Annotated in this window: 20 protein-coding genes; 12 read left to right on the top strand and 8 right to left on the bottom strand. The window is 72.6% G+C overall.

Annotation, left to right across the window (positions count from 1 at the left end):
• The first annotated feature begins 34 nt into the window (after nt 1–34).
• Complete coding sequence (locus ACTOQ3_RS21695) at nt 35–295, top strand: hypothetical protein (protein ID WP_440085169.1); 261 nt, start codon at nt 35–37, stop codon at nt 293–295.
• Nucleotides 296–407: 112 nt separating this feature from the next.
• On the opposite strand, the gene ACTOQ3_RS21690 is transcribed toward ACTOQ3_RS21695, so the two are convergent.
• Nucleotides 408–1,223 carry an SDR family oxidoreductase gene (locus tag ACTOQ3_RS21690; RefSeq protein WP_440085168.1) on the bottom strand — a complete coding sequence of 272 codons (816 nt, stop codon included), beginning with the start codon at nt 1,221–1,223 and terminating at the stop codon, nt 408–410.
• A gap of 138 nt (nt 1,224–1,361) precedes the next feature.
• Between ACTOQ3_RS21690 and ACTOQ3_RS21685 the strand changes: the two genes are divergently transcribed.
• Entirely contained in the window at nt 1,362–2,225 is an 864-nt protein-coding gene (locus tag ACTOQ3_RS21685; protein WP_440085167.1) for an RNA polymerase sigma-70 factor, read from the top strand.
• Nucleotides 2,226–2,229: 4 nt separating this feature from the next.
• On the top strand, nt 2,230–3,000 hold the full coding sequence (locus tag ACTOQ3_RS21680; protein WP_440085166.1) for an SDR family oxidoreductase: 771 nt from the start codon (nt 2,230–2,232) through the stop codon (nt 2,998–3,000).
• 139 nt (nt 3,001–3,139) lie between these two features.
• On the opposite strand, the gene ACTOQ3_RS21675 is transcribed toward ACTOQ3_RS21680, so the two are convergent.
• The 3 genes from ACTOQ3_RS21675 to sigJ all read right to left on the bottom strand — a co-directional run bounded on the left by ACTOQ3_RS21675 (nt 3,140) and on the right by sigJ (nt 5,921).
• The gene (locus ACTOQ3_RS21675; RefSeq protein ID WP_440085165.1) at nt 3,140–3,868 is read right to left on the bottom strand and encodes a pyridoxamine 5'-phosphate oxidase family protein; all 729 of its coding nucleotides are present in this window, start codon (nt 3,866–3,868) and stop codon (nt 3,140–3,142) included.
• A gap of 704 nt (nt 3,869–4,572) precedes the next feature.
• Nucleotides 4,573–5,037 (bottom strand): carboxymuconolactone decarboxylase family protein, encoded by a 465-nt coding sequence (locus tag ACTOQ3_RS21670; protein ID WP_440085164.1) that lies wholly within the window; start codon nt 5,035–5,037, stop codon nt 4,573–4,575.
• A complete protein-coding gene (sigJ, locus tag ACTOQ3_RS21665) occupies nt 5,034–5,921 on the bottom strand; it encodes an RNA polymerase sigma factor SigJ (RefSeq protein WP_440085163.1) in 888 nt (295 codons plus the stop codon). Before sigJ ends, ACTOQ3_RS21670 begins: the two co-directional genes overlap by 4 nt.
• A 74-nt stretch (nt 5,922–5,995) precedes the next feature.
• Between sigJ and ACTOQ3_RS21660 the strand changes: the two genes are divergently transcribed.
• The 6 genes from ACTOQ3_RS21660 (at nt 5,996) to sthA (ending at nt 14,458) form a co-directional block, all read left to right on the top strand.
• Entirely contained in the window at nt 5,996–9,544 is a 3,549-nt protein-coding gene (locus tag ACTOQ3_RS21660; RefSeq protein ID WP_440085162.1) for a protein kinase domain-containing protein, read from the top strand.
• A 320-nt stretch (nt 9,545–9,864) separates the two neighbouring features.
• The gene (locus tag ACTOQ3_RS21655) at nt 9,865–10,641 is read left to right on the top strand and encodes an SDR family oxidoreductase (protein WP_440085161.1); all 777 of its coding nucleotides are present in this window, start codon (nt 9,865–9,867) and stop codon (nt 10,639–10,641) included.
• Between the two features lie 59 nt (nt 10,642–10,700).
• Nucleotides 10,701–11,138, top strand: a complete 438-nt coding sequence (locus ACTOQ3_RS21650; RefSeq protein ID WP_440085160.1) for a cupin domain-containing protein — start codon at nt 10,701–10,703, stop codon at nt 11,136–11,138.
• Between the two features lie 199 nt (nt 11,139–11,337).
• Nucleotides 11,338–12,576, top strand: coding sequence for a serine/threonine protein kinase (locus ACTOQ3_RS21645; RefSeq protein ID WP_440085159.1), 1,239 nt, complete (start codon nt 11,338–11,340; stop codon nt 12,574–12,576).
• A 58-nt stretch (nt 12,577–12,634) separates the two neighbouring features.
• Nucleotides 12,635–12,880 carry a hypothetical protein gene (locus ACTOQ3_RS21640; RefSeq protein ID WP_440085158.1) on the top strand — a complete coding sequence of 82 codons (246 nt, stop codon included), beginning with the start codon at nt 12,635–12,637 and terminating at the stop codon, nt 12,878–12,880.
• Nucleotides 12,881–13,054: 174 nt separating this feature from the next.
• Nucleotides 13,055–14,458, top strand: a complete 1,404-nt coding sequence (gene sthA, locus ACTOQ3_RS21635; RefSeq protein WP_362838380.1) for a Si-specific NAD(P)(+) transhydrogenase — start codon at nt 13,055–13,057, stop codon at nt 14,456–14,458.
• Between the two features lie 36 nt (nt 14,459–14,494).
• Here sthA and ACTOQ3_RS21630 read toward each other — a convergent pair whose 3' ends face one another.
• Nucleotides 14,495–15,037: a TetR/AcrR family transcriptional regulator gene (locus tag ACTOQ3_RS21630; RefSeq protein WP_440085157.1), complete on the bottom strand. Its 543-nt coding sequence runs from the start codon at nt 15,035–15,037 to the stop codon at nt 14,495–14,497.
• Nucleotides 15,038–15,130: 93 nt separating this feature from the next.
• Here ACTOQ3_RS21630 and ACTOQ3_RS21625 point away from each other — a divergent pair, with 93 nt between their 5' ends.
• Entirely contained in the window at nt 15,131–15,757 is a 627-nt protein-coding gene (locus ACTOQ3_RS21625; RefSeq protein ID WP_440085156.1) for a DUF2867 domain-containing protein, read from the top strand.
• The gene (locus tag ACTOQ3_RS21620; protein WP_440085155.1) at nt 15,754–16,218 is read left to right on the top strand and encodes a DUF6463 family protein; all 465 of its coding nucleotides are present in this window, start codon (nt 15,754–15,756) and stop codon (nt 16,216–16,218) included. The genes ACTOQ3_RS21625 and ACTOQ3_RS21620 overlap by 4 nt, the downstream gene beginning before the upstream one ends.
• Nucleotides 16,219–16,308: 90 nt before the next feature.
• Here the strand turns inward: ACTOQ3_RS21620 and ACTOQ3_RS21615 are convergent, their stop codons facing one another.
• Nucleotides 16,309–16,965 (bottom strand): NADPH-dependent F420 reductase, encoded by a 657-nt coding sequence (locus tag ACTOQ3_RS21615; protein ID WP_440085154.1) that lies wholly within the window; start codon nt 16,963–16,965, stop codon nt 16,309–16,311.
• 63 nt (nt 16,966–17,028) lie between these two features.
• On the opposite strand from ACTOQ3_RS21615, the gene ACTOQ3_RS21610 reads away from it, so the two are divergent.
• A complete protein-coding gene (locus tag ACTOQ3_RS21610) occupies nt 17,029–17,412 on the top strand; it encodes a winged helix-turn-helix transcriptional regulator (protein WP_440085153.1) in 384 nt (127 codons plus the stop codon).
• Nucleotides 17,413–17,535: 123 nt separating this feature from the next.
• Here ACTOQ3_RS21610 and ACTOQ3_RS21605 read toward each other — a convergent pair whose 3' ends face one another.
• Nucleotides 17,536–18,687 (bottom strand): low temperature requirement protein A, encoded by a 1,152-nt coding sequence (locus tag ACTOQ3_RS21605; RefSeq protein WP_440085152.1) that lies wholly within the window; start codon nt 18,685–18,687, stop codon nt 17,536–17,538.
• Between the two features lie 96 nt (nt 18,688–18,783).
• Entirely contained in the window at nt 18,784–19,575 is a 792-nt protein-coding gene (locus ACTOQ3_RS21600; protein ID WP_440085151.1) for a DoxX family membrane protein, read from the bottom strand.
• Between the last annotated feature and the right edge of the window lie 75 nt (nt 19,576–19,650).

Raw genomic sequence — 19,650 nt, 5'->3', positions numbered from 1 at the left:
GAAACGCGGATACGGTTCGAGGAAAGGTGAGATCGTGACGAGCAACTCTGGACAGACCGGTTCCGAGGCGGCGACGGCCGCGGCCAAGACGCTGGCCGACCCCAACGCGACCGACGAGGAGAAGTCCGCCGCGGCCAGCGCGCTGTCGCAGGCCCCGGAGAGCCACGGGGAGACCGGTGCCGAGGCGGCGTCGGCCTCGTCCAGGACGCTGTCGGACCCGGATCAGGGCGACGAGGAGAAGTCCGCCGCGGCCAGCGCGCTGTCGCAGACACCGGAGAACAACGGCGAGAAGTGACGATCGGAACTGCCCGGAGGCCGCCTCCGGGCAGTTCGCCGTTCGGGCCGTCGCGAGAGCCGTCGTGAGGCCGCCTCCGGGCGGCCCGCCGTACAGTCCGGCGTCCGGGGCGTCACATCGCCCAGCGCCGGAACCCGCCCTCGGAATTGATCACCTGGCCGGTGATCCAGGCACCGTCGTCGGAGGCGAGCCAGCGAACCAGCCGGGCGACGTCCTCCGGTCTCCCCCACCGGCCCGCGGGCAGCGCGCGGCCCACCCTGCGGGTGATGTCGGGATCGGCCCAGCCGGTGTCGACCGGTCCGGGGTTGACCGCGTTCACGGTGATGCCCCGGTCGGCGAGGGCGTCGGCGAGGCTGAGCGTCATCTGGTGGATCGCGCCCTTGCTGATGGCGTACGGCAGCTCCTGGCTCATCGGGGCGAGATGCTGTCCCGAGGTGAACAGGATCACCCGCCCGCCGGGCCGCCGGTCGTCGTGCCGGGCGGCGAAGGCCTGCGCCAGCAGCACGCTCCCGCGGGCGTTCACCGCCCAGGAGAGGTCGAGCTCGGCCGCGGTGACCTCCTCGAGCGTGCCCAGGGCGCTGCGGGCGTGGTTGGCCACCACCACGTCGACGTGCCCGAAGGACCGCACCGCCTGCTCGATCACCGACATCGGCGTCTCCGGATCGGCGAAGTCGGCCTCCACGTGCCGCAGGCGCTCGCCCACCCCGCCGAGTTCCCCGAGGACCCCCGCCATCCCGGCGGGGTCGACGCCCCACGGCTGATCGGCGTCGTGCGGCGTCCACGAGTGCACCAGCACGCTCGCCCCCTCGGCGAGCAGCTCGCGGGCGATCGCGAAACCGATCCCGGCCCGCCTGCTCACCCCGGTCACCACAGCGACGCGCCCCGCCAGCGATTTCCGGCCGTGGCCGTCGTTCGTCTCGATCGTCATGGTCCGATCCTGCCGGAGGGGACGGTGCGCCCGCGATCGGCCTCCGCGAACGCACCGCCCCCTTCCGTGGCGGACGAGCGGCCGCGGCCCTACCCGCTCGAGAACGGGAGCCGTCGCTCCGTCTGGCACCCTGGTCGGGTGATTGAGGAGTTCGAGGCGGAGCGGCCGAGGATGTTCGGCCTGGCGTACCGGATGCTCGGGTCGGCCACCGAGGCGGAGGACGTCGTCCAGGACGCCTACCTGCGCTGGAGCGGCGCCGAGCGAGAGAACATCGGCTCACCCGGGGCCTGGCTGACCAAGGTGGTCACCAACCTCTGCCTCAACCGGCTCTCCGCCGCCCGCGCCACCCGCGAGCGCTACGTCGGCTTCTGGCTCCCCGAGCCCGCGCCGACCGGCGCGCTCGGCCCGCTGGAGAGCGCCGAGCGGCGCGACGCGGTGTCCATGGCCTTCATGCTCCTGCTGGAGCGGCTCACCCCGGCGGAGCGGGCCGTGTTCGTGCTGCGCGAGGCCTTCTCGTACGGGTACCGCGAGATCGCCGACGTGCTCGACCTGTCCGATGCCAACTGCCGCCAGCTGTACGGCAGGGCCCGGCGCAGGGTCGGCGAGGCTCCGCGGTTCGACGCCCCCGGCGAGCAGCGGCGAAGGATCGTGGAGCGGTTTCTGACGGCCGCCGCCGGCGGCGACCTGGCCGGGCTGGAGCGGCTGCTCGCCGACGACGTGGTCGCCTGGTCCGACGGCGGAGGCAGGGTGAACGCCGCGCTGCGGCCGGTCGCGGGCCGCGACCGGGTCGTCCGCTTCCTCGCCGGGGCCGCCGCCAAGTTCGGGCGGGGCGTGGAGTTCGACCATGTCGACGTCAACGGGCAGGAGGGGGTCCTCGCCCGGCGCGGGGGAGAGATCGTCACGGTCTTCGTGATCGAGATCTCCGGCGGCATGATCGTCGGGGTGCGCGCCGTGCTCAATCCGGAGAAGCTGTCACATTTGCGGGAGCTCACCGGTTCTTAAGGGTATGACGGAAAACATCCTTGTCACCGGCGGTACGGGCACTCTCGGCCGCCACGTCGTGGACCGGCTCGCCGCGGCCGGTCACCCCGCCCGCGTGCTGAGCCGCACGCGCGAGCCCCACATCGGGGACCTGCGGACGGGAGCGGGGCTCGACGCCGCCCTCGACGGGGTGGGCACGGTCGTCCACCTCGCCAGCGACCCGCGCGACTCCTCGGCGGACGTCGAGGGCACCCGGCGGCTGATCGCCGCGACGCCCGCGGGCACCCACCTGGTCTACATCTCCATCGTCGGCGTCGACCGGCACCCGTACTCGTACTACCGGCGCAAGTACGAGGCCGAGAGGATCATCGAGGAGTCGGGGCTGCCGTACACCATCCTGCGCGCGACGCAGTTCCACGACCTGGTCCTGTTCGCGCTGGAGGCGCTGGCGAAGGCGCCGGTCATGCTCGTTCCCGCACGGACGAGCCTCCAGCCGGTGGAGATCGAGGAGGTCGCGGATCGGCTGGTGGAGCTGGCGCTGGGCGCGCCCGCCGGGAGGGTGCCCGACATGGGCGGCCCCGAGATCGTGAGCGTCGCCGGGCTCGCGCGGACCTACCTGCGCGTCACCGGCCGGCGCAGGCCCGTCGTGCCGCTGCTCCTGCCGGGCCGGGTGGCCGCCGCCTTCCGGGGGGACGCGCACCTCGCGCCGGACCACCCCGACGGGCGCGGGACGTTCGCGGACTTCGTGGCGTCGGCCTCGGGCCGGAGCGGGTACGGGACACGGGCGCGGCGGTGACCGGGACGGTCCCCGCCGCGTGGGATCGCGACCCGGCGTGCGCGATGCCGCGCCGGATCACGGCCCGCGCCGGCTCCGGTTCTCACGAGGGAGACCTCCCGGGCCGGTGACCCCGTGCCCGCTTCGCCCGCCGGTGGGATCAGGTGGCCCGCGTGCCCGTCCGGGCGGCGATGTGGTCGGGAGGGGCGATTCCGGCCGGAAGCAGGGGATCGGGGACCGGGGCGAGCCAGGTGGTGGCCAGAGGCAGCCGGCCCGCCCAGAGCCCCAGCTCCGCGTCGGGCCCCTCGCCGTCGTCGGGCGGTCCGGAACTCACCTTGACCGACGCCTCGGCCAGGGAGATCGCGAGGATCGTCGTCGCGGCGAGCTCCTTGCGGCTGGGCCGCCTGGCGTAGTCCCACTGGCCGGGGGCGGCGCGCTCGGTCAGGATCCGCAGCGCGGCCAGTTTCTCCTCGCCCTCCAGGGAGCGGGGCACGCCGTAGACCATGGCGGAGCGGTAGTTGACGCCGTGCTCGAACACCGACCTGGCCAGGATGAGACCGTCCACGTGGGTGACCGTCACGCAGACCGTTCCCGTACCCGGGCCCGCCGGGCCCGCCGTGACTTCCGGGTCGTCCGTGCCGGCGCCCGTTGCGGTCCCGGGTCCGTCCGGGCCGGTCAGGCTCCTGCTGGCCACCGAGCCGTGCACGTAGAGGTGGTCGGCGTCGAAGCCGTAGACGGTGGGGACCACCATGGGCACACCACCTGAGATCACTCCCAGATGGCAGACGAATCCGGCGCCCAGCACCTCGTACAGGGCGGCGCGATCTGTGCGGCCCTTCTCCCGCAGTCGTCGGTGCCGGGTGCGCTCGGTCGCGGACAATTCGCTCATGAGGCGATATTCAATCAGGTGACCTCGGAGTTCGGGTGTCGCGTGGTTCGTATGTCCCGTCGTGTGGATCGCCGGGAAGTCGTGTGGACCGCACGGAAGGGGATCCACGGCGAGCCCGCGGCCGGGACAGTGGCGGAACGGCGGCGGCGGAACGGCGGCCCGAACGGAGAAAGACCCGCCGTGGCGGGTCTTTCGCGAGGAGGGCCGGACGGGGTCAGGCGGCGGAGGTGGGGCCGCTCGTCCGTGGAAAGCGGAGGACGTTGCGGCCCGTGTAGGCGCTGAGGTCGATGACCTTGGTGTCGCCGCTCACCCTTCGGCGTGTCGCGGAACGAATGTCCCTGATCTTGAGCCGTGCGACATATGGTGGCACGACCACAAGTCTCTTCATTGAGCCCCCCGGCGTGATGGTTCCGTTATAAGAAGTATCTACAGATCGCCGCATAAGACTGCCGTAAAGGCCAGTTCAACAGGGACCAGGTCAGTAGGGGAGCGGGCGCCCCGAGGGGGAGCGCAGGTCCAGGCCCGAGGCGCGGTCGGGACGGCGTGGACGCCGCCGGATGATCTGGGTGCGTCGCCGCATGATCTTCCCCTTTTCCGGGCTCGCCGTGCTCCGCGTCCTATGACACCGGTTCGCCGGACGCTCGCGCGCCTGGCTCGCACGGTCGCCCGTGCGAGCCAAACCTAGTCCGCCGGGCCCCTCCCGATCAACCGTTTTCGCTACGCAGGGTTCCCGCGACCTTGCGGGTGGTGACGGCGATCCGGTTCCACGCGTTGATCGTCGAGATCGTCACGACCAGCGCGGCCAGCACCTCCGGTTCGTAGTGCCTGGCGGCCTCGTCCCACACCTCGTCCGGCACCGTCTCGCCGCGGTCGCTGAGCCGGGTGGCCTCCTCGGCCAGGGCGAGGGCCGCCCGCTCGGCGTCGCTGAAGAAGGGCGTCTCCCGCCAGGCCGCCACCGCGAACAGCCGCTCGTCGCTCTCCCCGGCCGCCTTCGCGTCGTGGGAGTGCATGTCGACGCAGAAGCCGCAGCCGTTGATCTGGCTGACCCGCAGCTTGACCAGCTCCTTCGTGGCGTGCGGCAGCCCGCTCTCCGTCAGGTATTTCTCCAGCCTCAGCATGGCCCGGTAGGCCTCCGGGGCGATCTCGCCGATGTTCATCCGCTCTTTCATCGGACACTCCTCAGTTTCTCGGGGTTCCTCACGATGTCGATCTCGGTGATCCGGCCCCCGGAGACGGTCAGCCCGTAGACGGCGAGCTCGCCGTTCCGCGCCCACAGCAGCCCGGCCCGGCCGTTGACCGTGGTCACCGTCAGCCTTCCGGTACCGCCGAACTTCCCGGCGATGCCGCGCATGAAGCGGCCCACCCGGTCGGAGCCGCGGACCGGCCTGCGGGCCGCGCCGACCACTCCGCCGCCGTCGCTGCGTATCACCACGTCCGGATCGAGCAGCGCCATCAGCGCGCCGATGTCGCCGTCCCCGCCCCGGATGATCCGCGCGAACGCCTCGACCACCCTGCGGTGCTCGGCCTCGTCGACCTCGAAGCGGGGTGCCCGCGCCGCGACGTGCCCGCGGGCGCGGGCCGCGAGCTGCCGGCACGCGGCGGCGGAGCGCCCGACCGCGCGCGCCACCTCCCCGAACGGCAGCCCGAACACGTCGTGCAGGACGAAGGAGGTGCGCTCGGCGGGACTGAGCGACTCCAGCACCACCAGCATCGCCAGGCTCATCGACTCGTCCAGGGTCACCCGGTCGGCGGGGTCGCCCCCGCCCACCACGGGCTCCGGCAGCCACGGCCCGACGTATTCCTCGCGCCGTACGCGCGCCGAACGCAGTACGTCCAGCGCGAGTCTCGATACTGTGACCACCAGCCAGCCCGTGACGTCCCCGATCTCAGAACGTTCCGCCCTGCCCAGCCGCAACCAGGCATCCTGGACCACGTCCTCGGCCTCGTCGAGGCTGCCGAGCAGGGCGTAGGCCACGCCGACCAGGCGTGGCCGGATGGCCCCGAACTCCGCCGCGAGGGCTTCGTCACCGTTCACGTAAGGAGGACGAGACATGTTCCAAGTCTGTGACATCGTCCGAACCCCACCGTCCTCCGGGGCGTCCTATCCACCGGTGAACGGAGTGTGAGTTGAGCACGACACTTATCGACGGTGATCCGCAGAGGCTGGGCGGCTACTGGCTGGCCGGGCGGCTGGGCGCGGGCGGCCAGGGCGTGGTCTACGAGGCGTACGACGCCGACGGCACGCGCGTGGCGGTGAAGGTCCTGCACGGTGACGCCGGGACCGACCCCGAGTTGCGCGACAGGTTCGGCCGCGAGGCCGCCGCCGCCCGCCGGGTGGCCTCGTTCTGCACGGCGGGCGTGCTGGACGCCGATCTCGACGGGCCCAGGCCCTACATCGTCAGCGAGTACGTGGAGGGCCCCAGCCTGCGCCGGGCCGTTGCGGAGGGGCGCCGCTTCACCGGAGGCGACTTGCACCGTCTCGCGACCGCGATCGCCACCGCGCTGACCGCCGTCCACGAGGCCGGGGTGATCCACCGCGACCTCAAACCCGACAACGTCCTGCTGGGCCCGGACGGCCCACGAGTGATCGACTTCGGTGTCGCCCGTACGGAGGACATGTCGCTGACCGCCACCGGCATGGTCGCGGGCACCCCGACCTACATGGCCCCCGAGATCTTCATGGGCCAGCGCGCGACCGCGGCCGTCGACGTCTTCGCCTGGGGCGGGATCATGGTCTTCGCCGCGACGGGCGCCGACCCGTTCCGTGCCGAGAGCCTGGGCGGGATCATGCACCGCGTGCTGTCGGTACAGCCCCAGCTGGACATGCTCCCCGAGCACCTGCGGCCGTTCGTCGCCGCCTCGCTCGCCAAGGACCCCGGGTCCAGGCCCACCGCCAGGGACCTGCTGCTCGCCCTGGTCAGCGGCGACGGGGCCCTCAACACCTCCGACACCCCGAGACTGCTCGCGGCCGGCAGCGACGCCGGGGCCCAGGTCCGGGTGGCCTCGGCCGACCCCGCGCTCGGCACCCTCGCCGAGGACGCCTACCTCGCGCTCGGCCCCGCCGAGCGGGAGCTGGCCCCGGAGATCTTCCTGCGGCTGGTCACCGTGACCGACGACGACCAGCTGGTCGTCCGCCGGGCCCAGTGGGCCGAGCTCCTCGACGGGCGCCGGGAGGGCGAGGCCGCCGCGGTACGGCGCCTGGTGGAGGTCTTCGCGTACCTGCTCACCCACGACGACCGGGAGGTGTGGCTGTCGCGGCCCGCGCTGCCGCAGGCCTGGCCCAGGCTGCGCGCGTGGGTCCAGGCCAACCGGGACGGCCTGGCCGTGCACCGGGGCATCCTCACCGCCGCGCGGCGCTGGCAGCTCCAGGGGCGCAGGGACGGGGACCTTTTCCAGGGCGGCAGCCTGGAGAACGCCATGCGCTGGGCGGCCACCGGGCGCCGCAACATCACGCTCAGCCCGGTCGAGCGCGACTTCCTGGAGGCGGGCGCCGCCCTCGCCCGGCGTCGCGTCCGCAGGGGCAGGGTGCTCTCCGGCACGCTGGCCGTGCTGCTGGTCGTCGCGCTGGCCGCCGGGGCGTTCGCCGTGCAGCAGAGCAGGGTGGCCGACGCGCGCAGCGCCGTCATCGCCTCCCAGCGCGACCAGGCGACGGCCGCCAGGCTCGCCGTGACGGCCGACACGTTGCGGATCGCCGAGCCGGTCAGGGCCATGCTGCTCAGCGTGGCCGCCTGGCGGCTGGCGCCGGTGGTCGAGGCGAGGGCGAGCCTGGCCGGTTCGCTGGCCCAGCGGGAGACGGCCGCCTTCCACGACCCGGCCACCGGGATACAGACCCTCAGGGCGCTGAGCGCCGACGGGCGCACCCTCGTCAGCGCGAGCGACGGCGAGGCGCGCGTCTGGGACGTGCGGACCGGCAGGCGCGTCGGCGGCTTCACCGGGATCGGCGGCGAGCTGCGCGGGATCGCGCTGAGCCCGCGAGGCGGCAGGCTCGCCGTGATCAGCGGTCAGAGGCTGAGGATCTGGGACGTGCGGACCGGCAGGCCGACCGGCGCCGTCATGGAGGTCCAGGGCCGGAACGCGGGCGGCGACACCACAGCGTCCTTCGGACGGTCCGACGACTGGCTCATGGTCGGCCAGGGGGAGGGGTTCACCGTCTGGAACATCGCGACCGGCCGGAAGCACTCCCCGCTGGGAGGGGCCGTCGGCGGCGACGTCTCGGCGGACGGGCGCGGGTTCGCGACCGGGGACATCAACGGCGAGGCGGCGGCCTTCACCCTGGACGGCCTGCGCAGGATCCCGCTGGGAAGCCGCTGCAACTTCTGCGTGCCGAGAGTGGCCTACAGTCCCGACGGCGCGACCGTCGCCGTCGGCAGGGGCAAGACCATCGAGCTGCGTGACGCGTTCACCGGGACGAAGCTGGACACCTCCTTCGACGAGGGCATGACCGAGGATCTCGTCTTCAGCCCCGACGGGCGCTTTCTGGCCTCGGCGGTCGACACGGCGCTGCGGGTCTGGCGGGTCGGGGACGGCAGGCTGCTGCTCACCCAGAGGATCGACGCGTACGAGCCCGTCGTGGCCTTCGACCCGGACGGGCGCACCCTGCGCTACCTCACGGAGGACGCGGTGACGAGCCTCGACGTCTCCGCGCTGACCAGGCCCGTCACGCTGAAGGGCCCGGGGACCCGCTGGGCGGCCCTCAGCCCGGGCGGGCGGCTGCTCGCCTCCAGGGCGGACGGGGCGAGCGAGATCGTGATCCGCGACGTCGGGCGGCGCGCCCGCCTGGGCTCGCTGGAGATCGGGCCCAAGGGCGCCGACAACTTCTTCCAGATGGCCTTCAGCGCCGACGGCGGGCGGCTGGTGGCCAACGAGGGCTCGGACAGCCCCCGGCTGACCGTCTGGGACACCGCCACCTTCAAGCGGATCGCCACCGTCACCCCCGCCCGCGGCGGCCAGACGCCCGCCGTGGCGATCAGCCCCGACGGCACCGCCGTGGCCTCGTACACCCTTTACTACGACGCCGCGACGCAGCCCGAGGGGGAGATCCACCTCTGGGACGTGCCCAGTGGCCGGCTCCGCTGGTCACGGCCCCAGGAGATAACCGAGGGGCTGGTCTTCACCCCCGACGGCGAGGCGCTCGCGGTCGCGGGCGGTGAGCATCGGCTGCTGGACGCGGGCACCGGCGAGCCGTTCGGCGAGACCTACGGCTCGCCCACCGTCGGCATCCCGGCGATCGCGCTGGCCTTCGGCGCGGACGGTGCCCGCTTCGCCGTCGCCGACAAGAAAGGGCGGATCTCGGTGTTCGAGACCCGGGGCAGGAAGCGGGTGGGCAGCATGATCAGGGGCGAGGAGGGAACGGGGGCCGACCTGACGTACTCGCCCCGAGGCGGCGTCATCGCCGCGGCGATGACCGAGCGGTCGGTGGGGATCTGGGACGCCGAGACCGGGCGCCGCCTCGGCCAGCCGATCATCGCCCAGCCCGGAGACCTCCAGACGCTGGCGTTCAGCCCCGACGGCGCCCGGCTGATCGCCGTCGACACGGCGGGCGCCCTGAGCGAGTACCCGGTCGAGCCGGAGGCGGTGGCGCGGGCGGTCTGCGAGCGCGCGGGCCGCACCCTGTCGCGCGAGGAGTGGCGAACCTACCTGGGGGACCTGCCCTATCGCGACGTCTGCCCTGCTTGAGTGATTCGTTCCGACGGCGACGTCACCGTGATGTCATGGTGCCCTCCCGGCGGGAGCGGCACCTCCGGCCCCACCGCGACCGGGCCGGCGCCGCCAGCGCCGCCCGAGCCCATCGACATCACCCACCCGGCCATCCCTTCGAGATCATTCCAATGTGGATTTTGGACTCACTTGGGCGAGACCCCGCCCTGTGCCACCCCGGCACGGGGAATCCATTACCGGAGGGATTTCCGGCCGAGCCGTCACAGGTCGTGGGGCTGTCCTGTCTTGGCCGGTGACCGGGTGGCGAGGGGCACCTTCGGGGGACGGGAAGGGTTGTCATGAAGATCGTGGTGATCGGCGGTACCGGCCTGATCGGGTCGAAACTCGTGGCGAGGCTCGGCGAGCAGGGCCACGAGGCGGTGGCGGCGTCGCCGAACACCGGCGTCGACACCCTCACCGGCGAAGGTCTCGCCGACGTCCTGGCCGGCGCGGACGTGGTGATCGACGTGTCGAACTCCCCGTCCTTCGAGGCCGCCGAGGTCCTCGAGTTCTTCGAGACCTCCACCCGGAACCTGCTCGCCGCGGAGAAGGCGGCGGGCGTCGGCCACCACGTCGCGCTGTCTGTGGTGGGAACCGCGCGGCTGCCCCAGAGCGGCTACTTCCGGGCGAAGATCGCCCAGGAGAAGCTGATCGAGGACTCCTCGATCCCCTACTCCATCGTGCACGCCACCCAGTTCTTCGAGTTCACCCGCGGCATCGCCGACGCGGCCACCGACGCGGCCACCGACGGAGGCACGGTCCGGGTGGCACCGGTGTCCTACCAGCCCGTCGCGGGCGACGACGTCGCCCGGGTGGTCGGCGAGGTCGCGGTGGGCTCGCCGGTGAACGGGAGGGTCGAGGTCGCCGGGCCCGAGAGGTTCCGGATGGACAGGTTCTTCCTGGACGCCCTGGCCGCCTGGGAGGACCCGCGCGAGGTGGTCGCGGATCCGCACGCGCGCTACTTCGGAGCCGAACTGGCCGAGGGATCCCTGGTGCCGGAGGGCGACGACGCGATCCTCGGCGAGATCCGGTACGAGGACTGGCCCGGCCGGGCCACCGCCGCCACCGGAAAATAACGCGTCCCCGCCGGGCGCGGGCCCGGCTCCATCACCCATCCGTCACGGAGGTACCTCCCATGCAGGACAACGATCCGACGCCCGCCGGGCGCGAGCCGCGATCGACCGCGTGGCAGACGGCGCTCACCCTGCTGCAGGAGGTGGAGCCGCCGTTCATTCCGGAGGGAGCGCACGTGATGACCGTGGTCATCGAGTTCCCGCCCGGCGACCCCGGCACACCGCCGCACTGGCACTCGGGGCCGGCGTTCGGCTACGTGATGGAAGGCGAGATGCTGTTCGAGCTGGAAGGCGAGCCCGAGCGTGTCATCCGCGCCGGGGAGGCGTTCTGGGAGCCGGGCGGCGACGTCGTCCACTATCAGGACGGCAACAACCGCGACGACGTCCCGGTCCGTTTCACCGTCACGATGCTGTGCGAGCCCGGTAAGCCGATGCTCACCCTGGTGGACGACGAAGAACTCGCCCGGCGCGCGGGGCGCCGCGCCCCCCGGCGATCCTGACCCCGGACCGACCCCTGCCGAGGTGCCGCCGCGGCCGGCCCGCGAGGCCCGGCCGGGCGTACCTGAGGGGAGGCGCGCGGGCCGGCCGGGGCCGGGCGAAGGGACCGGGAACACCGGGCGCTCCTCGAGAGCCCGGGGCGACCCGACGTTCGTCCTCGTCGAGGGAAACATTTTTTCCGCGGGTCGCATCAAACACCGCATGAGAGTGGCGCGGGAGTTGATCGTGGGCGATCCCTGGCGGCTGGGCGGCTACCGTCTCGCCGGACGGCTGGGGGCCGGTGCCCTGGGCGTGGTCTACGAGGGGTACGGCCAGGGCGGGGAGCGGGTCGCGGTGACGGTCCTGCACGGCCGTCCGGGAGGTGAGGCGCCCGCCGAGGCCGCCGCCGCCCGCCGTGTCGCCTCGTCCTGCACGGCGAGCGTGCTGGACGCCGACCTCGACGGGCCCAGACCGTACATCGTCAGCCGGTACGTGGAGGGCCCCAGCCTGCGCCGGGCCGGGCGGGTCTTCGGCGGCGACGACCTGCACGGCCTCGCGGCCGCGGTCGCCACCGCGCTGACCGCCCTTCACGACGCCGGGGTGGTCCACCGCGACCTCACGCCCGACAACGTGATCCTCGGCGGGGACGGTCCCAGGGTCATCGGATTCGGGACGGCCCCCGGGCGGGTGATGTCGCTGACCGCCACCGGGCTCAGGGCGCGGGTGCCGTCGTACACGGCGCCCGAGGTGTTCACCGGCGGCGCGGCGGGCACGGCCGCCGACGTGTTCGCCTGGGGCGGGATCGTGCTGTACGCCGCGACCGGCGAGGACCCGTTCGCGGCGGGCAGCCTGGGCGCGGTGATGCACCGGATCCTCTCGCTCGACCCCGACCTGGGCCCGCTGCCCCGGCTCCTGCGGCCGCTGGCCGCCGCCGCGCTCGCCAAGGACCCCCACGCCAGGCCGGCCGCCCGCGACCTGCTGATCGCCCTGCTCCCCGGGCGCGCCCCGGATCCCGGGACGGCCGCGCTGCTGCGGGCGGGGACCGAGATGGCGGCCCGGATCCGTACGGCCTGCGACGACCCCGGGCTGGGGGCGCTGGCCGAGTCCGCGTACGCCGCGCTCGGCCCGGCGGACCGGGAGCGCGCGCCCGCGGTGTTTCTGAGACTCGTCGCCATCGCCCCCGACGGGCAGCCGGTCGCCCGCGAGGCCAGGGTGCCCGCCGGATCCGAGCGCGTCCTGCGCGGCTTCGCGGGGCTGGTCGCGCACCGGCGGGAGGGGACGCGTCTGGTCCACCAGGCGCTTCCGTACGCCTGGCCACGGCTGGGGGAGTGGATCGAGGCCGACCGCGCCCGCCTCGTGGCGCGCGAGAGGTTCGCCCGGCTGCTTCCCCTGCTGCCGGTCGCGCTGGCGGTGCTGGCGCTGCTGGCCGCCGGGGTGATCGTGGCCGGACGGATTGTCTGACCTGCGGATACCTGGGTACGACTTTCCCTGGGAATGCCGATGATTTTCGGGGGGAAACATGGCGAGCTGTGAAACGTGCGGTAACGACTACGACATGAGCTTCGAGGTGCACGCCCAGGGCAAGGTGCACGTCTTCGACAGCTTCGAGTGCGCGATCCAGCGGATGGCGCCCATCTGCGAGCACTGCGGCGTCCGGATCGTCGGGCACGGTGTCGCGGCGGGGCAGCACTGGTTCTGCTGCGCCCACTGCGCGAGGAAGGAGGGGGCGACCGCGATCGTGGACCGGGTCGCCGCGGAGGTGTGAGGTTCCGGAGTCGCGTCGCGGCCCGTGCCGCGACGCGGTGACGGCGCTCGGTGCCGTCCGGACACCGGGGACGTCGAACTCACCCGACGGTGTGAGGCGGTGTTAACGAGACTGGCACGATCTGGTATTCCGTGAGTCTGGCTGAGACCGCCTCCTACCTTCACACTGGGGCCTATGTGGGATTTTGATGTCCTCGTTCTCGGTTCCGGGCCGGGCGGTCAGAAGGCCGCGATCGCCGCGGCGAAACTCGAACGGCGGGTCGCGCTCGTCGAGCGGCGCAACATGCTCGGCGGGGTGTGCATCAACACCGGCACCATCCCCTCCAAGACACTGCGCGAGGCCGTCCTGCACCTGACGGGCCTCAACCAGCGCGGCATGTACGGCCAGAGTTACCGGGTGAAGGACGAGATCACCGCGGCGGACCTGGGGATCCGTACCCAGCACGTGATCGGCCGGGAGATCGACGTGATCCGCAGCCAGCTGTCGCGCAACCACGTGGCGACGCTCAACGGGCACGGCCACTTCGTGGACCCGCACACGATCGGCGTCGTCGACGAGCACGGCCACGAGACCAAGGTCACCGCCGACAAGATCGTCATCGCCACCGGCACCCGGCCGGCCCGCCCCGACACCGTGGAGTTCGACGGCCACACGATCATCGACTCGGACGGCATCCTGCAGCTGCAGGACATCCCCGACTCGATGGTGGTCGTGGGGGCCGGGGTGATCGGCATCGAGTACGCCTCCATGTTCGCCGCGCTGGGCACCAAGGTGACCGTGGTCGAGCGCCGCGACCGGATGCTCGACTTCTGCGACCTGGAGATCGTCGAGGCGCTCAAGTACCACCTGCGCGACCTGGCGGTGACCTTCCGCTTCGGCGAGACCGTCGCCGCCGTGGAGCGCCGCCCCCGGGGCGCGCTGACCGTGCTGGAGAGCGGCAAGCGGATCCCCGCGGAGACGGTGATGTACTCGGCCGGACGCCACGGCATGACCGACGAGCTCGCCCTGGAGGCCGCTGAGCTGTCCGCCGACGCCCGGGGCCGCATCCAGGTCGACGAGCACTACCGCACCGCCGTGCCGCACATCTACGCCGTCGGCGACGTCATCGGTTTCCCCTCCCTGGCCGCCACCTCCATGGAGCAGGGCCGCATCGCCGCCCACCACGCCTGCGGCGAACCGCTGCGCGGCATCCACCACCTGCAGCCGATCGGCATCTACACCATCCCCGAGATCAGCTTCATCGGTCCCACCGAGGACGAGCTGACCGCCTCCCACGTCCCCTTCGAGGTCGGCATCTCCCGCTACCGCGAGCTGGCCCGGGGCCAGATCATCGGCGACACCTACGGCATGTTGAAACTCCTGGTCTCCCCGGACACCCGCGCCCTGCTCGGCGTGCACGTCTTCGGCACCGGGGCCACCGAACTCCTGCACATCGGCCAGGCCGTCATGGGCTGCGGCGGCACCATCGACTATCTGGTCGACGCCGTCTTCAACTACCCCACCCTGGCCGAGTCCTACAAGGTCGCCGCCCTGGACGCCATGAACAAGCTCCGCCGGGTGGCCCGCTTCGAGCTCTGATCCCTTTCCGAGTGGCTTTGCCCGGACCGGGGGACGTCACGGGCGCAGGAGGTAGTCTCCGGCGAGCCTGATGGCTTCGCGTTTGGTGTGCCCGGGGTGGTCCACGACGATGAAGTGGCGGCCGATCGCGAGCGCGAACGCCAGGGTGCTGCGAGCCTCGATCTCGTCGGGGTCGGTGACGAACGTGCCGAACATCCTCCGCAGGAACTCCATGCGCTCGTTGTCGACACGCCTCAGGCGCGTCGCGACGGACTGGTCCTGGCGGGCCCAGGCCCGGACCGCGAGGTCGATCCGGTGGAAGTCCTCCGAGAAGGTCAGCTGACCGGCGCGCCGGATCTTCTCGGCGGCGTCGCCACCGTCGGCGTCGACCTGGGCGAGGACCTCCTTGGTGCAGCGGCGCTCCCACTCGTCGAGCATCTCCGCGAGCAGCGCGGGACGGCCGTCGAAGTATCCGTAGAACCCGCCCTTCGTCACGCCGAGCCGGGTGGCGAGCGTCTCGACGCGGACCGCGTCGGGCCCTCCCTGGGCGAGGGCTTCGAGGCCCGCCTCTATCCAGCGGGTTCGTGGTGTACGGGCCACGGCGGGAATCCGGCTCCATCCATTGATCGCGTTGAAGTCGTACGGTACCGTATAAACGAAATATACGGCACCGTATAAGCGAAGGGCCGAACCGTGCCGCGACTCGCAGAGACCGCCCATACCGAGCGCCCATGGCGCGTCCACGAACTCACGAGTGACTTCACGGTCGAGGACGTGTGGTCGTTCCGCACCCCCGGAGCCGGGCCCGAGGACTTCCCGACGATGCTCGCGGCGATGCGCGCCGCGCTCGAATTCACCAAGCAGCCCTGGCCGGTGAGGTTCCTGTTCGCCGTCCGGTGGAAGCTCGGCGCGCTCCTCGGCTGGGACAGACCGTCGGCGGGCGTCGGCGCGCGGGTCGTCTCGCTCCGCGACCGCCTGCCGAGCGACCTCCGCGACGCTCCGCGCGGTCTGGACGACGTGAGAATGCCCCTCAAGGCGGTCTACGAGCTCGACACGGAGGCCGCGCGCGAGCTGGCGAACACGACCGTGCACGGCGTGATGCATCTCGGCTGGGTTCAGGGAGCGAGCGGCGACCACGAGCTGCGGATGGCCGTCCTCGTCAAGCCCAACGGATGGTTCGGGCGGCTCTACATGGCCGCCATTGCGCCTTTCCGGTATCTCATCGTCTATCCGGCTCTGACCCGGCAGTGGGAACAGGCCTGGCGCGACCGCGATCGTGCCCGCGCGGGGGCGGGGCACGAGGAAGGACGGTCACGATGAGATCCGGGAGGCGACTGCTCCGCTGGGCGAGCGGGATCATGATCGTGCTGGGAGCGGGGCATCTGTCCCTGGCGGTGCTCATCGCCAGGGAGGGCGTCGCAGGCTGGGTGGACCGGGGGATGTGGGCGGCCGTCCCGCTCGTGCTCACGGGCGGGGGCGCCGGCAAGACGGTGGAATCCCTCCGGAACGACCTCGCCTTCTGGGCCGGTCCGGGAAGCTTCTCCGTGCCGCTGGTCCTCCTGGGCTGCCTGACCTGGCACCTCGCCGGACGCGGGGTGGCCGTGCCGGCCGGGATCGGCTGGGGCCTCGCGGCGTGGTGCGCGCTGGGCGGCGTCCTTCTGGTGCCGTCCCCGTTCTTCGCCGGGACCGTCGCCGGGGCGCTCATCATCCTGGCGGCGCGGAGGGAGGACCGCCCTGTCACCCGGGCGACAGGGCGGGAACCCTCTCCCCGATCGGCATAGACGGATCACCCGGCCACCGGGGCGACGGCGGCGGTCGCCCGGACGTGCGACCTGTGACCCGCGCGCCGTTGGACCGCAGCGCGCACGCGGTCAGCCGGGGGCGCCGAAGGCGTACTCCAGGGGTGGCAGCACCGCGCGGGCGTCCGCGCCGCCGACCCAGAGGCCGATCATGAACGCCGCGGTCGCCTCCAGCAGGCCCGCGCGTTCCAGGCCGCCGCCGTCGACCGGCACGCATCCGAGATCGGTGACGAGGGAGCGTACGGCGGCCAGCGCGGCGGGGTCGTCGCCGCAGAGGGGCACCGCCAGCGGGACGCCGCCGAAGGCGGGTGGCGTCATCCGCCAGACGTCCTCGTGACACAGGTTGAACGCCTTGACGACGCGGGCTCCGGTCGTCTCGGCGACGCGTCGCGCCATCGAGGGACCGCCCTCGGTGGCCAGGGTGAACCGCCCCTGCACGACCGGGTTGACGCAGTCGGCGAGCACCCGCCCGTCCAGCGTCCCCCGGGCGGCCCCGGCGGCCTCCAGGACCTCGGCCACGGCGTGGTCGCGGACGGCCAGCAGCGTCACCTCGCCGAAGACCGCCGCCTCCTCCCAGGTGCCCGCCCGCGCGGCGGGTCCGAGCCTGCCCGCCAGGGCGGCGGCCTTCGCCGGGTCCCGGCCGCTCACCGTCAGTTCGTGGCCCGCGCGGGCCCAGTGCGTTCCGAGCGCGTCCGCCATGCGGCCCGCCCCGAGGATGCCGATGCGCATCCGTCCTCCCCTGCTCGACTGCTGGTGTAGGACGAAGGTAGAAAGTCCGTCAGGCACCGTTCGGTGCGTGACGCCTCGGAAAGACTGGAGGACCCCGGAGTGTTCCTCGCCGACTGCCGCGCCCGGCTCGCCTTCGACCTGATCGGCAACACCTGGAACGCCGTCGTCGTCTGGGCCCTGCGCGCCGGTCCCAGGCGTCCCGGCGAGCTGCGCGAGGAGATCGGCGGGATCAGCGCGAAGGTGCTCACCGAGACACTGCGCAGGCTGGAGTACAACGGCCTCGTCTCCCGGCGGGCCTACGCCGAGGCGCCGCCCCGGGTCGAGTACGGGCTCACCGACCTGGGGCGGACGCTGGTGCCGCTGATCGGGGCCTTCGGCGAGTGGGCCTTCGACCACGGCGACGAGGTCCTCGACGCCCAGGACCGTGCCGAGGGTCTCGCCGGGTGACGCCGGGGACGGGCCCGCCACCGGGCCGATGAGGGCTTTTCGAGGTCGCCGGTGACGGGGGGAGCCGCGCGCTCCGCCGTACGGGAGCGGCGGGCCGGGACGTGCGGGAAAGGAGGATGCGCCTCACGGAGCCGGAGCGGCGACGGAGGCCGCGCGGCGTTCCAGGACGATCACCGCGATCACCAGCGCGGTCAGCGCGGTGAGCTGCGCGAGGGCCGACCAGAGGCCGAGCGCGACCGTCAGGAGCGAGACCACCGCGCCCGCGGCCCGCAGCCCGTTTCCCGCGATGCCGAGGACACGCCGGAACCAGGCGTCGCCCGCGACGAACAGGGCGACCCCCGCGGCCAGGGTGAGGGCCGCGCTGAACTTCAACGGGTCCACCGGGTGGCCGATCGCCTTCTTGACGCCCGCGGCGACCGCGACGATGCCCAGCAGCATCGGGATGTGCGCGTAGAAGTAGGCGCCGAGGATCAGCCGGGTGCGCCGCACCGGCTCGGCCGCCTCCAGGGTGTGCTCGGCGCGCGTCTCGTCGTCGCCGCCGAAGTAGAGCCACCACAGGCAGGCGGCCAGCGCGAGGCCGAGCACCGCCGCCAGGCCGAGGGCGAAGCCGACGTGGAGCCCCTTGGCGCCGATGCCGATCGCCACGATCGACTCGCCGAGCGCCACGATCACCAGCAGGCCGTGGCGCTCGACGATGTGCCCGGCCCGGAGGTTGAAGCCCTTCTGCCCGATGAAGTACGGGCTGCCCCAGAGCAGGGCCACCGCGCCGGCCCAGAGCAGGTAGGTGTACGGCGCGGGGACCAGGGCGGCCAGGCCGATGAGCGCGACCCCGCCGAGGTTGAACGGGAGCACCCGGGCGAAGGCCGAGGTGACCTGCAGGTACAGCCCGGCGTGCACGGCGATCAGCAGCAGGTACCCGATGGCGAACGCCAGGCCGTCGCCGTCGAACACCGAGGGGATCGACAGTGCCACGATCATGAATCCGGCCATGCCCAGCAGGATCAGCACCCTGCGGGCGGGACGTGTCGGCGGGACGGCGTTGGTCAGCCAGGCGTAACCGGCGTACATCCACCAGATGGCGCCGAAGACCAGCAGCGCGCGCAGCGCGCTCTCGGCGGGTCTGCCGTCCTGCAGGCCGTCGACCATGAGGCCGGTGAGCTGGGTGACGGTGAAGACGAAGACCAGGTCGAAGAAGAGTTCGAGGGTGGAGACGCGGAGTTCGGTCTCCGGCGGGGCGGGCTCGACCCGCTCCGCGAACCAGCCGGGGAGGCGCATCCGATCATTGTGCGGGTACGGCGCCTCCCCGTGAATCTCATTAAATGAAGAAGAAAGCCTCTTGTCCCTAAAGGGAGGTATGTCGCCTAAAAATGGTCAGCTCCCGGAGGGCTCGTCCTTCTTTCCTGCCACGAGGGTGTCGCCGGTCTTGCCGGGCACGGGCGCCGGGACCGGCGTGGGCGTGGTCGCGGGCGTCGCGGGAGGCACGGACGCGGCGGCACCGGACGGGGGCTTGCGGGTGCGCGTACGGGGACGGGTGGCGGCGGGGAACTCCGCGGTGTCGGTCGCGCCCTCCGAGGCGGGTCCCTCCGAAGCGGGTCCCCCGGCGGGCCGCTGCGAGGCGGGCGGAGCGGACTCGCCGGGCTTCTTCCCCCCGGTGGGCCGGGCGGGCGCGGGGGGAGTCTCAGGCTCGCGCAGCGCGGCGATGACGTCGTCGGCCTCGGCCTCGGCGGCGAAGTCCTCGGCGGCCTCGGCCTCGCGGCGCTTGATCACCACCATGTGGTCGACCGACAGGCGGCCCGCGCCGCCGACCGCGAGCAGTATGGAGGCGGCCCCGAGCGCCACGATCAGCTTGGCGTCGCCGCCGGTGAGCGGCAGGCCCGCCTCGCCGCTGGCCAGGATGAACACGGCGAGGGCCTCGGCGAACAACAGGAGCCCGCACGCGGCCACCGCGAGGCCGGCCACCAGCAGGGCGCCGCCGATGAGTTCCGTCAGCATGGTGGTGGCGGCCCACACGTAGGCGTACGCCCCGGAGGCGCCCAGGGCCGCGAACTGCTCGGAGGTGGCGTTCAGGCCCGCTTCGAGCTTGTGCCAGCCGTTGGCGAAGAAGATCCCGCCCACGCCCAGTCTGGCCGCCAGGGAAGCAAGATCATGAAGGGTTTGTCGCACGGTTCCTCATTCTGGTTAGATTCCCCGTTCTTGCCCATGCTTGACCGATAAATGACCGAGCAGGGGCTTTCCAAA

Source organism: Streptosporangium sp. LJ11 (genome assembly GCF_051918945.1).
In the GTDB taxonomy this organism is placed as follows: Bacteria; Actinomycetota; Actinomycetes; order Streptosporangiales; family Streptosporangiaceae; genus Streptosporangium.
This window is presented reverse-complemented; position numbering and strand designations above follow the sequence as displayed.

Coding starts and splice junctions, on each gene's coding strand:
- ACTOQ3_RS21690 (WP_440085168.1), bottom strand. CDS start 1,223: ATGACGATCGAGACGAACGACGGCCACGGCCGGAAATCGCTGGCGGGG.
- ACTOQ3_RS21680 (WP_440085166.1), top strand. CDS start 2,230: ATGACGGAAAACATCCTTGTCACCGGCGGTACGGGCACTCTCGGCCGC.
- ACTOQ3_RS21675 (WP_440085165.1), bottom strand. CDS start 3,868: ATGAGCGAATTGTCCGCGACCGAGCGCACCCGGCACCGACGACTGCGG.
- ACTOQ3_RS21670 (WP_440085164.1), bottom strand. CDS start 5,037: ATGAAAGAGCGGATGAACATCGGCGAGATCGCCCCGGAGGCCTACCGG.
- sigJ (WP_440085163.1), bottom strand. CDS start 5,921: ATGTCTCGTCCTCCTTACGTGAACGGTGACGAAGCCCTCGCGGCGGAG.
- ACTOQ3_RS21655 (WP_440085161.1), top strand. CDS start 9,865: ATGAAGATCGTGGTGATCGGCGGTACCGGCCTGATCGGGTCGAAACTC.
- ACTOQ3_RS21650 (WP_440085160.1), top strand. CDS start 10,701: ATGCAGGACAACGATCCGACGCCCGCCGGGCGCGAGCCGCGATCGACC.
- ACTOQ3_RS21645 (WP_440085159.1), top strand. CDS start 11,338: ATGAGAGTGGCGCGGGAGTTGATCGTGGGCGATCCCTGGCGGCTGGGC.
- ACTOQ3_RS21640 (WP_440085158.1), top strand. CDS start 12,635: ATGGCGAGCTGTGAAACGTGCGGTAACGACTACGACATGAGCTTCGAG.
- sthA (WP_362838380.1), top strand. CDS start 13,055: ATGTGGGATTTTGATGTCCTCGTTCTCGGTTCCGGGCCGGGCGGTCAG.
- ACTOQ3_RS21620 (WP_440085155.1), top strand. CDS start 15,754: ATGAGATCCGGGAGGCGACTGCTCCGCTGGGCGAGCGGGATCATGATC.
- ACTOQ3_RS21615 (WP_440085154.1), bottom strand. CDS start 16,965: ATGCGCATCGGCATCCTCGGGGCGGGCCGCATGGCGGACGCGCTCGGA.
- ACTOQ3_RS21605 (WP_440085152.1), bottom strand. CDS start 18,687: ATGCGCCTCCCCGGCTGGTTCGCGGAGCGGGTCGAGCCCGCCCCGCCG.